This is a genomic window from Streptomyces sp. SA15, from assembly GCF_002291145.1.
In the GTDB taxonomy this organism is placed as follows: Bacteria; Actinomycetota; Actinomycetes; order Streptomycetales; family Streptomycetaceae; genus Streptomyces.
Window position 1 is genome coordinate 25577 of the sequence record NZ_NTGE01000164.1, and the last position, 15081, is coordinate 40657.

Consider the following 15081-nt stretch of genomic DNA (forward strand, 5'->3'; position numbering starts at 1 on the left):
CGGGTGGTGGCCGACCTGTCTGCGGGTCGTGCACCTCACTGACCTCGCCCTTGTCGGAGGCCTTGACGCCTCGGTCCGCCAGTGGCAGCGTGAGGGACACCTCGCTGAATACTCAGTGCCCTGACTAATCACTCACCGGGGTGCTCGGACGGGATGGGGCTTCACGGATGGACAAGGTGGTCGCCACGGCCCTGGAGGCGGTGGCCGATGTGCCGGACGGTGCGTCACTCGCGGTGGGCGGCTTCGGACTGAGCGGTGTGCCGAACGTGCTGATCCAGGCACTGTACGAGCGGGGGGTCAGTGGCCTGAGCGTCGTCTCGAACAACTGCGGGGCGATGGACTCGGGACTGGCCGTGCTGCTGTCGGCCGGGCGGATCGCCAGGGTGACCGGCTCCTACATCGGCGCGAACAAGGAGTTCGCCCGCCAGTACCTCGGCGGAGAGCTGGAGGTGGAGATGATCCCGCAGGGCACGCTGGCCGAAAGGCTGCGGGCCGGCGGAGCCGGGATCCCCGCCTTCTACACGCCCGCCGGAGTGGGTACCCAGGTCGCCGACGGCGGACTGCCGTGGCGCTACGACGGCTCCGGTGGGGTTGCTCTGGCGTCGCCGCCGAAGGAGGTGCGGGAGTTCGACGGCACGGAGTATGTGCTGGAGCATGGGATCCGTACCGACTTCGCGCTGGTCAGGGCCTGGAAGGGCGACCGGCACGGCAACCTGGTCTTCAACAAGTCCTCGCGCAACTTCAATCCGCTCGCGGCGATGGCCGGCCGGATCACGATCGCCGAGGTGGAGGAGCTGGTGGAGCCCGGGGAGATCGATCCGGACTCGGTGCATCTGCCGGGGATCTTCGTGCAGCAGGTCATCGCGCTGACGCCCGAGCAGGCAGGCGACAAGCAGATCGAACAGCGGACGGTGAGCAGCTGATGGCCTGGACGCGTGAAGAAATGGCCGCGCGGGCCGCCCGCGAGCTCGAGGACGGCCAGTACGTCAATCTCGGCATCGGCCTGCCGACCCTCATCCCCAACTACCTACCGCCCGGCGTCGAGGTGATCCTCGAGTCGGAGAACGGCATCCTGGGTACCGGCCCCTACCCCACCGAGGACCAGGTCGACCCCGACCTGATCAACGCGGGCAAGGAGACCGTCACCGTCCTGCCCGGCGCCTCCTTCTTCGACTCGGCGCTGTCGTTCTCGATGATCCGCGGCGGGCACATCGATGTCGCCGTCCTCGGCGCCATGCAGGTCTCCGAGCGGGGCGACCTGGCCAACTGGGCCATCCCCGGCAAGATGATCACCGGCATCGGCGGGGCGATGGACCTCGTCCACGGGGCCCGCACGGTCATCGTCGTGATGACCCACACGGCCAAGGACGGCTCCCCCAAGATCCTCGCCGAGTGCGCGCTGCCGCTCACCGGCAAGGCGTGCGTGAACCGGATCATCACCGACCTCGGCGTCCTCGACATCACGGAGGACGGCCTGGTGCTCGTCGAGACCGCGCCCGGGGTGAGCGTCGACGAGATCACCGGCAAGACCGACGCCAAGCTGACCGTCGCGGAGGGCCTGAAGTGAAGAACGTCTACATCGTCGACGCCGTCCGCACCCCGGTCGGCCGCTACAACGGCGCCCTCGCCGCCGTACGCCCGGACGACCTGGCCGCGCATTCCATCCGTGAACTGCTCGGCCGTACACCCGGGTTGGACCCGTCCCGGATCGAGGACGTCTACTTCGGCAACGCCAATGGCGCCGGTGAGGAGAACCGCAACGTGGGCAGGATGGCCGCGCTCCTCGCCGGCCTGCCCACCTCCGTGCCGGGCGTGACCGTGAACCGGCTGTGCGCGTCCGGCCTGGAGGCGGTCATCCAGGCCGCCCGGGCCATCGCGGTCGGGGACGCCTCCATCGCCATAGCGGGTGGGGTCGAGTCGATGACTCGGGCGCCGTATGTGCTGCCCAAGTCGGACAAACCGTTCCCGGCCGGGCACGCCGAGCTGTACTCCACCACGCTGGGCTGGCGCATGGTCAACCCGAGGATGGAACCGCAGTGGACCGTCCCGCTGGGCGAGTCGGCCGAGCTCATCGCCGAGAAGCACAAGATCAGCCGGGAGCAGCAGGACGAGTTCGCGCTGAACAGCCACCGCAAGGCCGCGCAGGCCCAGGGCGAGGGCCTGTTCGACGCCGAAATCGCGCCGGTGTCGATCCCGCGGCGCAAGGGCGAGCCGGTGGTCTTCGCCGCCGACGAGTGCGTACGGCCGGATGCCTCGTTGGAGGCGATGGCCAGGCTGAAGCCTTCCTTCCGTACCTCCGAGGGAACGGTCACGGCCGGCAACGCGTCACCTTTGAACGACGGCGCCGCCGCCCTGCTCCTCGTCGACGAGGAGGGCCTGAAGGCCACCGGCCGCGAGCCCCTCGCCCGCGTCTCGGCCACCGGCGTCTCCGCCCTCGACCCGCACTACTTCGGTCTCGCCCCCGTGGAGGCGGTCAACCGGGCTCTCGCCAAGTCCGGCAAGGCATTCGACGATCTGTCGGTGCTGGAGCTCAACGAGGCGTTCGCCGCTCAGGTCCTCGGCTGTGTGGCCGAGTGGCCCGAGTTCGACCCGGCGATCCTCAACCCGCAGGGCGGTGCCATCGCTCTCGGCCACCCGCTGGGCGCCTCCGGGGCCCGCCTCGCCGGTACGGTCGCCCACCAGCTCGCCCGCCGGGGCGGCGGTACCGGCGTCGCCACCCTCTGCATCGGTGTGGGCCAGGGCCTCGCCCTCGTCCTGGAGCGCTAGGAAGCGTTAGGAAACCCATGACTCTCACGCAAGCGGACATCGACCTGGAGATCGCGGCCGAGCGCGCCGCGTACGAGAAGCGCGTCGCCGACGGCGCACCCGTCGAGCACCATCCGCGCCGCGGCTACGCCCCGTACCGCTCCTCGGTGCTGCGCCACCCGAAGCAGCCGCCGATCACCATCGACGTCACCCAGGATCCGGAGCTGGTGGAGCTGTCCTCGCCCGCCTTCGGGGAGCGGGACATCACCGAGATCGACAACGACCTCACGCGGCAGCACCACGGCGAGCCGATCGGCGAGCGCATCACCGTCTCCGGCCGGCTGCTGGACCGGGAGGGGCGGCCGGTCCGCGGACAACTGGTCGAGATCTGGCAGGCGAACTCGGCCGGCCGCTACGCGCACCAGCGCGAGCAGCACGATGCCCCGCTGGACCCCAACTTCACCGGCGTCGGCCGCACGATCACGGACACCGACGGCTTCTACCGCTTCACCACGATCCAGCCGGGCCCGTACCCGTGGCGCAATCACGTCAACGCCTGGCGGCCGGCCCACATCCACTTCTCGATGTTCGGTACGGCGTTCACGCAGCGGCTCGTGACACAGATGTACTTCCCGAGCGACCCGCTGTTCGACTACGACCCGATCCTGCAGTCCGTGACGGACGACGCCGCCCGCCAGCGCCTGATCGCCACCTACGACCACAGCCTGTCCGTGCCCGAGTTCTCGCTCGGCTACCACTGGGACATCGTGCTGGACGGCCCGAACGCCACCTGGATCGAGGAAGGTCGCTGACCCGCCATGACGAAGATCGACACGAGCAGCCCGGAGAGCGTGCTGCCCACCCCCTCGCACACGGTGGGCCCCTTCTACGGGTACGCCCTGCCCTTCCCCGGCGGCGGTGACATCGCGCCCGTCGGCCACCCGGACACCATCACCGTCCAGGGGTATGTGTACGACGGCGAGGGCAAGCCGCTGCCGGACGCCTTCGTGGAGCTGTGGGGGCCGGACCCGGACGGCAACCTGCCGACGGTCGACGGCTCGATGCGCCGCGACCCGGCGAGCGGCGGCTTCCTCGGCCGCAACGGCGTGGAGTTCACGGGCTGGGGGCGCATCCAGACCGACGCCAACGGCCACTGGTACGCGCGGACGCTGCGGCCCGGCGCGCGTGGACGAAACGCCCCCTACCTCAGCGTCTGCGTCTTCGCGCGCGGCCTGCTGGTGCACCTGTTCACCCGGATCTACCTGCCCGGCGACGAGGCCGCCCTCGCGGCGGACCCGCTGCTGTCCCAGCTGGACGAGGGGCGACGCGGCACCCTGATCGCGGCGGACGGGGGCAAGGGAACGTACCGTTTCGACATCCGCCTTCAGGGCGAAGGCGAGACGGTCTTCCTGGAGTTCCAGTGACCTCTGCCGATGGGGACACCGGCCTGCTCGCCCCCGGGTGGGCAGGCTCCCCCGCCGCGTCCGCGACGAGCGACGGCGCCTTCCTCCAGGCACTGCTCGACGCGGAGGCAGCGCTGACCCGCGCCCAGGCCGCGCTGGGGCTCGCCCCGGACGAGGCCGCGACGGCGGTGACCGGGGCGGCCCGCGCGGACCGCTTCGACGTGCGCTCCCTCGCCGAGCGCGCCCGCGCCGGCGGGAACCCGGTCATCCCGCTGGTGGCCGACCTGACGAAGGCGGTCGGCGAGGAGTACGGCCCCTACGTCCACCGGGGTGCCACCAGCCAGGACATCATGGACACAGCGATGATGCTGGTCGCGGAGCGCACGCTGGACCGGGTCCTCGACGACCTCGGCCGCACCGAGCGGGCACTGGCCCGGCTGTCCGCCGAGCACCGGGACACGGCGATGCCGGGGAGGACGCTGACCCAGCACGCCGTACCGACGACGTTCGGGCTGAAGGCGGCGGGGTGGCGTTCGCTGGTGCTCGACGCACGGGACCGCACCACGGCCGTACGGGACGGCCTGCCCGCCCAACTCGGCGGCGCGGCCGGGACGTTGGCCGCGTTCTCCGCGTACGGCGCCGAGGACGCGACCGCGCTCCCGGCGGCGTACGCCCGTGAACTCGGGCTCCGGGAACCACTGTTGCCCTGGCACACCCTCCGCACCCCCATCGCCGACCTCGCCGGGTGCCTGGCCTTCACCGCCGGGGCCCTCGGCAAGATCGCCGTGGACGTGCTCACGCTCTCCCGCACCGAGATCGCCGAGGTGGCGGAGGGCAGCGGCGGCGGTTCCTCGGCCATGCCGCACAAGGCCAATCCCGTGCGGTCCACGCTGATCGCGGCCGCCGCCCGGCGTGCACCGCAGCTCGCGGCCACGCTGTACGGCTCGCTGGCGGCCGAGGACGAGCGGCCGGCCGGGGCCTGGCACGCCGAGTGGGAACCGCTGCGCGACCTGCTCCGGCTGGTCGGCGGTGCCGCCCGGGATGCCGCCGAGCTGGCCGAGGGGCTGCTGGTCCACGCGGACACCATGCGCGAACACCTCGGTCTCACCCACGGGTTGGTCGTCTCCGAGCGGCTGTCCGCCGAGCTCGCCTCCGTGCTGGGGCGGGCCCGCGCCAAGACACTGCTCACCGACCTCGCCCGGCGGACGTACAGCGAGGGGCGGACCCTGCGGGAACTCCTAGCCGATCAGCCGGAGTTGAAGGATCTGGACCTCGACGAGCTCACCGACCCCGCCCGTTATACCGGCTCCGCCGGAACCCTCACCGACCGTGCTCTGGAGCGACGTTGACCGAGAAACTCCTCAACCACCGCGCCGAGGGGCCCACCACCGCTCCCCCGCTGATACTCGGGCCCTCGCTGGGCACGTCGTACGCCCTGTGGGACAAGATCGCACCCGAGCTGTCCATCGGACACCGGGTGATCCGCTGGGACCTTCCCGGACACGGCGGCTCCGCGGCCGATCTGATCGGTCCCGGCGCCACCGTCGGCGATCTCGCGGAGCTGGTGCTGGCGCTCGCCGACTCCCTCGGCGTGGAGCGGTTCGCGTACGCCGGGGTGTCGCTGGGCGGTGCGGTGGGCCTGCATCTGGCCGTCAACCATCCGGAGCGGGTGTCGTCGCTCGCGGTGATCTGCTCCTCGGCCCACTTCAACGGCTCGAAGCCGTGGGAGGAGCGGGCCGAGCGCGTGCGGCGCGAGGGCCTTCAGTGGCTGGCGGAGAGTGCCGACGCCCGCTGGTTCACGCCCGGTTTCACCGTGCCGGAGCTCGTCCGGGACCACCGGGACGCCGACCCCGAGGCGTACGCGGCCTGCTGTGACGCGCTGGCCGCGTTCGACCTGCGCGACCGGCTGGACGGGATCCATGTGCCCACGCTGCTGGTCGCCGGCCGCGAGGACCCGGCGACCCCGCCGGCGCATCTGCGGGAGATCGCGGACGCGGTGCCGGGCGCCGCGCTCGTCGAGCTGCCCGGCGCCTCGCACCTGGCGCCCGCGCAGTGTCCGGAGGCCGTCCTGACCGCGCTGCGGGCGCACCTCGGCGGGCCGGCCCCGCGCGGCATGGAGGTGCGGCGCGAGGTGCTCGGTGACGCGCACGTGGACCGGGCGCAGGCCCGGCAGACGCCCTTCACCGCGCGCTTCCAGGACTTCATCTCCCGCTACGCCTGGGGCGAGATCTGGACCGACCCGACGCTCACCCGCCGCGAGCGCAGCATGATCACCCTGACGGCGCTGGTCGCGCACGGCCACTACGACGAGCTGGCCATGCATGTGCGGGCGGCACGGCGTAACGGGCTCACGCCCGAGGAGATCGGTGCGGTGCTGCTCCAGACGGCCGTGTACTGCGGGGTTCCGGCGGCGAACTCGGCGTTCGCGGCGGCCCAGCGGGTGCTGGCCGAAGACGAAGGGTGACCCTGCTGGTCGTAGCTTCAACAGCACCTCGCACATGTCTTCACCGTGTGCCTACGGTGGAGGCATGTCGACCCTTCTGATCACTGGTGCCACCTCAGGTCTCGGCCGGTACGTCGCCTTCGAACTCGTCCGCTCCGGCCATGTCGTCCTCGCGCACGGGCGCGACCGGGGCCGCACCGAGCGGCTCGTCGAGGAGCTGCGCACCGAGGGCGAGGCGCACGGCTTCGTCGCCGACCTGGCCTCACTGGCCGAGGTGCGCGAGCTGGGCGCGCGGGTCTCCGAGGCTCATCCCGAGCTCGACGTACTGATCAACAATGCGGGGGTGGGCTTCGGTACGCCCGGCTCCGGACGCGAGCTGAGCGCCGACGGGCATGAACTGCGGCTGGCGGTCAACTACTTGGCGCCGGTCGCCCTGACCCGCGCCCTGCTGCCCGTGCTGCGCGCCAACGCGCCCGCGCGGATCGTCAACGTCGGCTCGGCCGGCCAGGAGCCCTTCGACCTCGACGACCCCGAGTTCACCCGCGGCTACGACGGCGTCGACGCGTACCGCCGCAGCAAGTTCGCCCTCGCGGCCCATACGTTCGCCCTCGCCGAGGAGCTGGACGGCACCGGCGTCTCGGTGAACGTGCTGCACCCGGCGACCTTCATGGACACGGCGATGGTCCGGGAGGGCGGGGTCAGCCCCTGGAACACGGTCGCCGACGGCGCTCCGGGCGTACTGGCGCTGGCCACTGAGGACCTCGGCAGCGGCCGCTACTTCGACGGCACGCGTCCGGCGCGGGCGCACGAGGGCACGTACGACCCGGAGGTACGCAAGCGACTGGCCGCGGTGACCGATCAGCTGCTCGGGGGCTGACCCGGCCGGCTACTCAAGGCCCCGTAGTACCGCCGTCGCCTCCGTCACCAGCCCGTCCGCCCCGCAGGACCGCGCGAGCGCCAGGCCCCGGTTCAGTTCGGTCACCGAGCGGGAGAGGATGCCGTACTCGACACGGGCCGCCGCGTGTTCGTACTGGCAGGGCGAGGCCTCCAGGTAGGTGACCGCCTGCGCGGCCAGCCGTACCGCCCGCTGCCCGGTCTCCAGGGCGGCGGCGCAGCGCAGGGCCTCGCCGATGGCCGTGTCGGTACCGAGGCGTTCGGCGTGCCGGCGGAGGTCGGTGGCGAGCCGGGCGGCGCGTCCCGGGTCCTCAGTGGCGAGGGCGCGGGCGAGGTCGCCGGCCCAGGGGACCAGCACCGGGTTGTGGTGGCCGCGGACGGCGGCGGCCTTCTCGGCGGCCTCCAGTTCGTTGATGCCGTCCTTGGTGCGGCCGACGGCGAGCAGGAGGCGGCCGCGCACGGAGCGCGGGTCGGGCAGCACGATGGTGGAGGGGTACGGCGGGGCGAAGCCGTACTGTTCGGATATCGCCCAGGCCTCGTCGACGTGGCCGCGGGCGAGCAGCGTGTCGACGAGGTTGCACGTCGCCGACCAGTACAGGGGCAGGCCGCGGCCGACGCGCTCGGCGAGGCGCAGCGACTCGCGCAGGGACGTCTCCGCTTCCCCCAGCCGGCCGCGTCTTCGGTGGCCGAGACCGAGGTAGGCGTGGGCCAGGGCGAGGTGGCCGCCGCTCCAGCCGGCCGTCTCGTAGGCGCGCAGGGCCTCGGTGTAGAGGCTTTCCGCGCGGTCGAGGCGGTCGGTGTAGGCGTACGAGGCGGCCAGCATCATGAGGAGTTCGACTCCCCACTCGCTGTCGGTCCAGCCGAGTCCGGGGGCGAGCCTGCCGTTGACGAGGGCGCGGTCGCACAGCTCGACGACCTCCTCGGCGTTCTCGCCGTGGGTCAGGGCGTCGAAGCCGCGCAGGATGAGCAGGGCGCGCTCGGAGTTGTCCCGGCCGGTGCAGGTGCGGGCGAGTTCGGCGAGCCGCTGAGAGCGTCCCGGTGAGGTCGCCTCGCCCGCGTGGACGCCCTCCCACATGTACTGCACGGCCTGCAGCCGCATCCGGGTGGGGCCGGGCTCGTGCCGGGCGGCCTCCGCCTCGACCGTGCGGACGGCCTCCTCCAGCTGGTCGTTGTGCAGAAGCGCTTGGGAGAGGCGGAAGACGGCGTCGACGCGTTCGGCGCCGTCGAGGCCCGGCATGGCGAGCGCCATCTGCAGGTGGGCGATGGTCTTGGCGGGCGCGGTGAGCAGGGTGGCACAGCCGAGTTCGTAGAGCACGCGCGCGTGGACCTCGGGCGCCGGGGGTTCCAGCAGGGCGCGCTCGAGGCAGCGGCGGGCCGCGTCGGGGGCGCCGACGGCGAGGTGTTCGCGGGCGGCCTCGCGCAGCTGCTCGACGAGTTCCTCGTCGTCGTCCGGGTGGACCTGGAGGAGGTGGCGGGCGGCGGCCGCGGCGCCGAGCCCGGAGTCGGTGACGACCTGGGCGGCGATGCCGTGCATCGCGGTGCACAGCGCGGGCGGGATGGACTCGTAGACGGCGGTGGCGATCAGCGGGTGGACGAACTCCAGGTCCGTGCCGTCCGCCTGGGTGTTCGCGGGGTCGGGTGCGGTGAGGATGCGGGCGCTGCGCAGCAGTTCGGCGCAGCGCCGGGCGTCCTCCCGGTCCAGGGTGGCCAGCTTGGCCACCAGGTCGACCGAGATGTCGTTGCCGAGGATGGCGGCCGCCCAGGCGAACCGGGTGGCGTCGATGCCGAGTTCCTCCAGGCGGGCGACGAGGCCGCCGCCGCGGGCCGCGCGGTTCAGGGCGCGCAGTTCGCCGGCCGCGCCCTCGGTCGGCTCCAGTTCGCTGTCGCGCACCTTGGCGAGGAGTTCGACGGTCTCGTACGGGTTGCCGGCGGTGACGGCCCAGACCTCGCGGCAGAACGGACCGTCGGCGTGCTCGCCCAGGGTGGCGCGGGTGAGCCCGGCGGTCCCGTCCGGGGTCAGGGCGCTGAGGGTGGTGGCGGGGCGGCCCGCGGCGGCGGCGACCGCGTCGAGGAGCCGGGCGCTCTCGCCGGACACCTCTCCCGGGCGGCGGGCCACCACGACCAGCACGGACAGCTCGTCGAGGCGTTCGGCGAACGCGGCGAGCCAGCGCAGGGTCTCCTGGTCGGCCCAGTGGGCGTCGTCGATGAGCAGCACGAGCGGCCAGTCGCGCCGGGCCAGCCGGCGTACGGCGGTGACCAGACCGTCGGTGACGCCCTGCGGGTCGGCCCGCCGCTCACCGGGTTCGGCGATGCCGAGGGCGGGGCCGGCGATGTCGTACCAGTCGCCGAGGTACTCGCGGACCTCCTCGGGCAGCAGCGACAGGAGGGCGGGTTGCAGGAGCTGTCGTACGACGTGGAAGGGGACGGACCTGAGGGTCTGGCCGCCGCGGGCCGACCACACCGCGCAGCCGCGCTGTTCGGCGATGCGGCGGGTCTCGGCCAGCAGGGCGGTCTTGCCGAAGCCCGCCTCGCCGCGGATCATCAGCAGGCCGCCCGAGGAGGTGCCGTCCGCGCACAGGGTGTCGACCGCCCGGACGACGGCGGCGACTTCCTCGTCGCGCTCCCACAGCGAGGCCGAGGCGGCCCCCGTGGGCCGTGCCTCCGTCATCCCGCTACCTCCCCACGTCGCCCGAATGACGTACAGACCTTGAGCGTAGCCGCCCGGCTGTCGAGGCGGAGGGCGGTCCGGGCACCTGTTGCCATGACGGGTGACGTGGGGTACGGGAGGGCGACGCGTCCTGCCCGTGACCAGCGGACGGAAGGCTTGACCAGCAGTCAGAGACGTTCGCACGGCCGCGGCCGGTGCGGCTCGTCCGGGAATGAGCCGAACTCGGCCTTTCTGGACGCACCGGAACGAGCCGATCCGCGTCTCTCTCATCCGACTTTCAGCGAGGACTCATACGGTGGGGCCATGACGCAGGTGACTCCTCCCGGGTGGTATCCCGATCCGGGCCAGACAAGTGACGCTCCTCCCACCGAGCGCTGGTGGGACGGCAAGGCATGGACGGACCGGACCCGCCCCGCGGGACCGGTCGCCGCATGGGGTCCGCCGGCGCAGTCGCCGGCCGACGGGGTGTATCCGGCGCATCCGGGCTATCCGGGCTATCCCGTGCAGCCGCCGGCCGGCCCGCGGCGCGGTCTGCGCACGGGTGTCGCCGCGGGCGTGGCGGTCGTGGTCCTCGCGTGCATCGGCGTGGGCGTGTACGCGCTGTCCGGCGACGACGGCGGGAGCGACAACACCGCCAACTCCCGGCAGAGTCCGGACGGACAGGGCGGCCCCTTCGGCGAGGGTCCGGGGGGCTCCGGCGGCTCAGGGGGCTCTGGGGGCTCTGGGGGCTCTGGGGGCCAGTCGCCCTCGCCCGACCAGTCGGAGCCGCCGAAGATCGAGAGCGGTTCGGTGACCGACGTGGTCGACGGGATCAGCCTCCCCATCCCGGACGGCTGGTACGGCCAGGAGATGCAGGTCGGCGCGCAGGTCTCGTCGAACGACTCCTACGACTGCCCCGGTGACACCTCCAAGACGTGCACGAAGGGCGGCGGGTACTCGGCCCCGGCCCTGGCGCTCGGCACCGCCGGCAGCACCGCCGAGGAGGTGGCGAAGGCCGACATCTCGGCCAACGCCGAGGAGTCCTACGGCGGCAAGAGCTATGGCGAGATCACCTCCCACGACGTACTGGCGTCCAAGGCGGTGACCGTGGCCGGGCAGAAGGGCTACATGGTCCGCTGGAAGGCGGTCACGAGCAAGGGATCCGACGGCTACGTCCAGTCGCTCGCCTTCCCCTCCCCCGCGAACCCCCAGCAGATGGTCGTCGTCCGCCTCGGCGTCGACGTCGGGGAGACGCAGTCCGTCATCGACGACATCACCAAGGGCATCAAGGTGTCGACCGGCGGCGGCAACGGACAGGACGTCTGACGTCCGTCCCCTCCGCCCCGGTGTCCCGGGACACCGGCCGGCCGGGTGGGGCGCCTCTCCGCTCAGGAGGAACCCCACCCGGCCGGGGGGTGCGCGCCGCCCCCGTCCCCACGGTGCGGCGCGAGCAGATCGCCGTCCGGTCATCCGGTGGACGGCGACCTGAGATGTGACACGGGCTCTCAGTCTCAGGTGAGGCCGAGCGACGGCAGCACCGCGGCCTCCACGAAGCGGACCAGGTAGTCCGGGTCGGCGTACTCCCCGTCCACGACGGGCCGGGCGCGTACGACGCCGAACATCTGCGCCGGGACGTACTCCAGCGCCGGATGGCCGGCGGCGATCTCACCTCGCTCGACCCCGCGCCGCAGGATCTCCCGCAGCGCGGCGATCTCCGGCTCGACGATCGCCTCGCGCAGAGCCCGCGCGAGGTCCTCGTCCTGGGTCAGGGCATGGCCGAGGGCCTGCAGCAGCTTGGTGTCCGTCGTCGACCACCGGCCCGCGGCCCGCGCGGCTTCCCGCAGATCCTCGGCGAGCGACCCGGTGTCGATACCGTCCAGGCGCGACCGGCGGCGGGAGCGCAGGGCGGCCACCACGAACTGCGGTTTGGTCTTCCACTGCCGGTAGAGGGTGGACTTGCTGCACCGCGCGCTGGCGGCGACGCCCTCCATGGTGACGGCTTCGTATCCGCATTCGCGGACCAGTTCGAGCACGGCGTCGAAGATCTCCTGCTCACGCTCCGGCGTGATCTTGGAGCGGCGCGAGGCGGCGACCGTCTCCGCTCCGTCCGCGGCCTGCGACGTCATCGGTTCCGTTCCCCTCGCTCGTGTCCCGCACCCGAGGCGCCTTTATTCCCAGTGTGCGGGGATTCCAGTGTGTCGTACGTCTATCGATACGACACTGTACCGAAACAGGACCGTTTCGGTACAGTGTCGTTTCGGAACGCTGTCGTATCGAAGAGGGGCCGGGGGATGAATGCCCGCACTGAGGCTGCAGAAGCGACGCCGGGCGGCACAGCCCGGCCGCCACTCGTCCGTGAGCTCCTGCTCGTCGCAGGGCTCTTCCTCGTCTACAAGTTCGGCCGACAGCTGGCGACGGGCCACACCGCCGAGGCCTTCCGCAACGGGCACCGCGTGTGGGACCTGGAACGGGCCGTCGACCTGCCCGGCGAGGGCTCGGTGCAGTCCCTGCTGCTGCACGGCGACACGCTGGCGCACCTCGCGAACACCTACTACGCGACCGTGCACTTCCCGGCCACCGCGGCCTTCCTGATCTGGCTCTACCTGCGGCGCCCGGCGCACTATGTGTGGGCCCGCCGGGTGCTCGCCGCGCTCACCGCCGCCGCCCTGGTGCTGCACCTGCTGTTCCCGCTGGCCCCGCCGCGCATGCTCGCCGCGACCGGCCTGGTGGACACCGCGCGGGTGTACGGCCCCTCGGTGTACGGCCCGCCGCAGACGGACCAGCTCTCGAACCAGTTCGCCGCGATGCCCTCGCTGCACTTCGGCTGGGCGCTGATGCTGGCGATCGGCCTGATCGTGGCCACCCGGTCCCGTTGGCGCTGGCTTTGGTTGCTGCATCCGCTGCTGACCCTGCTGGTGATCGTCGGGACGGCGAACCACTACTGGCTCGACGCGATCGTGGCCGGCGCCCTGCTCGGCCTCGCGCTCGCGGTGATCCACCTGCCGCACCGGACGGCGACCACGGCGGGACGGGTGCGGGAGAAGCCGGCCCCGACCACGCCGGCCGAGGAGAACGTCCTGGTCGGAGCGGGCCGATGAACGCCACCCTCCTCGCCGTCGTCCTGTCCCTCTTCTCCGCCGTCGCCTACGCGGCCGCGGCCGTCGCCCAGGAACGCCTGGCCTCCCGCAATCCCGGCTCGGGGCTGGCGCGGCTGCTGGGCTCGGGCGCCTGGTGGTGGTCGGTCGTGCTCAACGCGTCGGCCGCGCTGCTGCACGTCGTCGCCCTCAAGTACGGGCCGCTGACCGTGGTCCAGCCACTGGGCGCGCTCACGCTGGTCGCGGCGGTGCCCCTGGGGGCGCGGGTCGCGGGGCGGCGGGTCAGCGCGGTGGAGTGGCGAGGCACCGCGTTCACTCTGGTCGGCCTGGCCGCCATCCTCGTCACGGCATCCGGGCCCGCGCCCGAGGACGTGCTGAGCGCGTCCGAGGCGCTGACGGTGGCGGCGGTCACGGCCGCGCTGATCGGCGTGCTGGCGCGGCCGGGCGCCCAGCCGGGGCTGAGGCACGCCACCGCGTCCGGTTTCGCCTCCGGTGTCGCCTCGGCGCTCACCCAGACCGTGACGGTGGCCATGACGGATCGCACCGGTCCGCTGCTCAGCGTGCAGGTGATCGGCGTGGCGCTGCTCGTCGCGGCCTTCGCGACGGCCGGGCTGCTGCTGTCGCAGACCGCCTACCGAGGTGGCCTCGGCGCCCCGCTCGCCGTGGTGACCCTGGCGAATCCGGTGGCGGCCGCGGTGATCGGCCTGGCCCTGCTGGGCGAGCGGCTCCAGGGCGGGGCTGCGGGCGTGCTGCTCGCGCTGGCGGGAGCGGGGCTCGCGGCCTGGGGCGTGGTGCTGCTGAGCCGCACGGCACCCCACGTCGACGAGGACGACGACCATCCCGTGGCCGCCGTACTGGCGCTGGAGCCCGGATCTGCGACGGCAGAGCCGGGGCTGATGCCCGGGCGGGCCGAACCGGCGCTGGTGCCCCGGCCGGCTGAGCCGGGGCACCTCACGCCCCTGTGATGAGAGTCGGCGGGTTCAGCCGAGCCCGCGTGAGTCCTGCTTGAGCGCGGTGTCGACGGTCAGGGCCGTCGCCACGACGAGGCTCAGCAGCGGCTCGGTCAGCTGGTAGTGGATCTGCAGGACGTAGTTGTCCGCGGTCGTGAACATCGTCTTGGCGAGGCCCTCCCAGGTCTTGGTGATCCGGGCGACCTCGTTCTCGGCGTGGTCGACGATCGCGAAGTTCCACGCCCGCCAGTTCTCCGCCTTGATCGCGCCGACCTGCTGGCCGTTCACGTTCATCGCGAAGTTGATCTTGCCGATCATGTTCTGCTGAACGATCTCGCCGACCGGCGAGCCGTCCGGCCGCTGCACGACCACCCGCGACTTGAGGAACTTCGCGGGCCGGGTCAGCACCAGCACCGGCTGTCCGTGAGCGTCGCGGATCTCCAGCTTGTGCGTCATGAACTGGTCGACGCTTGCGACGAAGCGCAGGGCCTTCTTCAGCGCGCTCTGCCCGACCTGGACGACCGAGCCGAGCTGGTTGCCGTGCTGATCCATGACCTTGTACTCGTTGGTCAGCTCGATCAGCTTGGCCTTCTGGTTCACCACCAGCACCGGCTCGGTGAACAGGCTGCCGCCGCCGGGGCCGCCCGCCGCGACCCCGGCCTGCTGCTGCACCTGCCGCTGCACCCGCGGATCCGGCCCGGCCGGCTGCTGGGGTATCTGCGGCGCGGCCTGGGCCTGCTGGGCGGGATTCGCCTGCTGGGCAGGGTTAGTGTGCTCGGTCCACTGCGCGCCGTCCCAGTAGCGGAGCGTCTGGGCCGCTCCGTGCGGATCCGGGTACCAGCCTGCGGGTGTGTTCGATTGCGTGGTCACCGACGCACACTATCCCGGCACCGTCGGTTTTCGG

General features: G+C 72.4%; 14 protein-coding genes. 11 read left to right on the forward strand and 3 right to left on the reverse strand.

The genetic code is table 11. The features are described from left to right. Positions 1-167: 167 nt before the first annotated feature. The 8 genes from CLM62_RS36270 (at position 168) to CLM62_RS36305 (ending at position 7468) form a co-directional block, all read left to right on the forward strand. The gene (locus tag CLM62_RS36270; RefSeq protein ID WP_095754142.1) at positions 168-923 is read left to right on the forward strand and encodes a CoA transferase subunit A; all 756 of its coding nucleotides are present in this window, start codon (positions 168-170) and stop codon (positions 921-923) included. Further along, complete coding sequence (locus CLM62_RS36275; protein WP_095754143.1) at positions 923-1567, forward strand: CoA transferase subunit B; 645 nt, start codon at positions 923-925, stop codon at positions 1565-1567. The genes CLM62_RS36270 and CLM62_RS36275 overlap by 1 nt, the downstream gene beginning before the upstream one ends. After that, entirely contained in the window at positions 1564-2766 is a 1203-nt protein-coding gene (locus CLM62_RS36280) for a thiolase family protein (RefSeq protein ID WP_095754144.1), read from the forward strand. Before CLM62_RS36275 ends, CLM62_RS36280 begins: the two co-directional genes overlap by 4 nt. Before the next feature lie 17 nt (positions 2767-2783). Then, positions 2784-3557 (forward strand): protocatechuate 3,4-dioxygenase subunit beta, encoded by a 774-nt coding sequence (pcaH, locus tag CLM62_RS36285; protein ID WP_095754145.1) that lies wholly within the window; start codon positions 2784-2786, stop codon positions 3555-3557. A 6-nt stretch (positions 3558-3563) separates the two neighbouring features. Then, positions 3564-4169, forward strand: coding sequence for a protocatechuate 3,4-dioxygenase subunit alpha (gene pcaG, locus CLM62_RS36290; protein ID WP_095754146.1), 606 nt, complete (start codon positions 3564-3566; stop codon positions 4167-4169). Next, the gene (pcaB, locus tag CLM62_RS36295; RefSeq protein ID WP_095754147.1) at positions 4166-5497 is read left to right on the forward strand and encodes a 3-carboxy-cis,cis-muconate cycloisomerase; all 1332 of its coding nucleotides are present in this window, start codon (positions 4166-4168) and stop codon (positions 5495-5497) included. The genes pcaG and pcaB overlap by 4 nt, the downstream gene beginning before the upstream one ends. Beyond that, positions 5494-6612, forward strand: a complete 1119-nt coding sequence (gene pcaD / locus CLM62_RS36300; protein ID WP_095754148.1) for a 3-oxoadipate enol-lactonase — start codon at positions 5494-5496, stop codon at positions 6610-6612. The genes pcaB and pcaD overlap by 4 nt, the downstream gene beginning before the upstream one ends. A 64-nt stretch (positions 6613-6676) precedes the next feature. Then, positions 6677-7468, forward strand: coding sequence for an SDR family NAD(P)-dependent oxidoreductase (locus tag CLM62_RS36305; protein ID WP_095754149.1), 792 nt, complete (start codon positions 6677-6679; stop codon positions 7466-7468). A gap of 9 nt (positions 7469-7477) precedes the next feature. Here the strand turns inward: CLM62_RS36305 and CLM62_RS36310 are convergent, their stop codons facing one another. Further along, a complete protein-coding gene (locus tag CLM62_RS36310; RefSeq protein WP_095754150.1) occupies positions 7478-10153 on the reverse strand; it encodes an AAA family ATPase in 2676 nt (891 codons plus the stop codon). A 303-nt stretch (positions 10154-10456) separates the two neighbouring features. Here CLM62_RS36310 and CLM62_RS36315 point away from each other — a divergent pair, with 303 nt between their 5' ends. Then, the gene (locus tag CLM62_RS36315; RefSeq protein WP_095754151.1) at positions 10457-11458 is read left to right on the forward strand and encodes a DUF2510 domain-containing protein; all 1002 of its coding nucleotides are present in this window, start codon (positions 10457-10459) and stop codon (positions 11456-11458) included. Positions 11459-11643: 185 nt separating this feature from the next. On the opposite strand, the gene CLM62_RS36320 is transcribed toward CLM62_RS36315, so the two are convergent. Further along, positions 11644-12258, reverse strand: a complete 615-nt coding sequence (locus tag CLM62_RS36320; protein WP_095754152.1) for a TetR/AcrR family transcriptional regulator — start codon at positions 12256-12258, stop codon at positions 11644-11646. A gap of 165 nt (positions 12259-12423) precedes the next feature. On the opposite strand from CLM62_RS36320, the gene CLM62_RS36325 reads away from it, so the two are divergent. Both CLM62_RS36325 and CLM62_RS36330 read left to right on the forward strand, forming a co-directional pair. After that, positions 12424-13230 carry a phosphatase PAP2 family protein gene (locus CLM62_RS36325; RefSeq protein ID WP_095754153.1) on the forward strand — a complete coding sequence of 269 codons (807 nt, stop codon included), beginning with the start codon at positions 12424-12426 and terminating at the stop codon, positions 13228-13230. After that, a complete protein-coding gene (locus tag CLM62_RS36330) occupies positions 13227-14192 on the forward strand; it encodes a DMT family transporter (RefSeq protein WP_095754154.1) in 966 nt (321 codons plus the stop codon). The genes CLM62_RS36325 and CLM62_RS36330 overlap by 4 nt, the downstream gene beginning before the upstream one ends. 15 nt (positions 14193-14207) lie before the next feature. Here the strand turns inward: CLM62_RS36330 and CLM62_RS36335 are convergent, their stop codons facing one another. Then, positions 14208-15047, reverse strand: coding sequence for a phospholipid scramblase-related protein (locus CLM62_RS36335; protein WP_095754155.1), 840 nt, complete (start codon positions 15045-15047; stop codon positions 14208-14210). Positions 15048-15081: the final 34 nt, after the last annotated feature.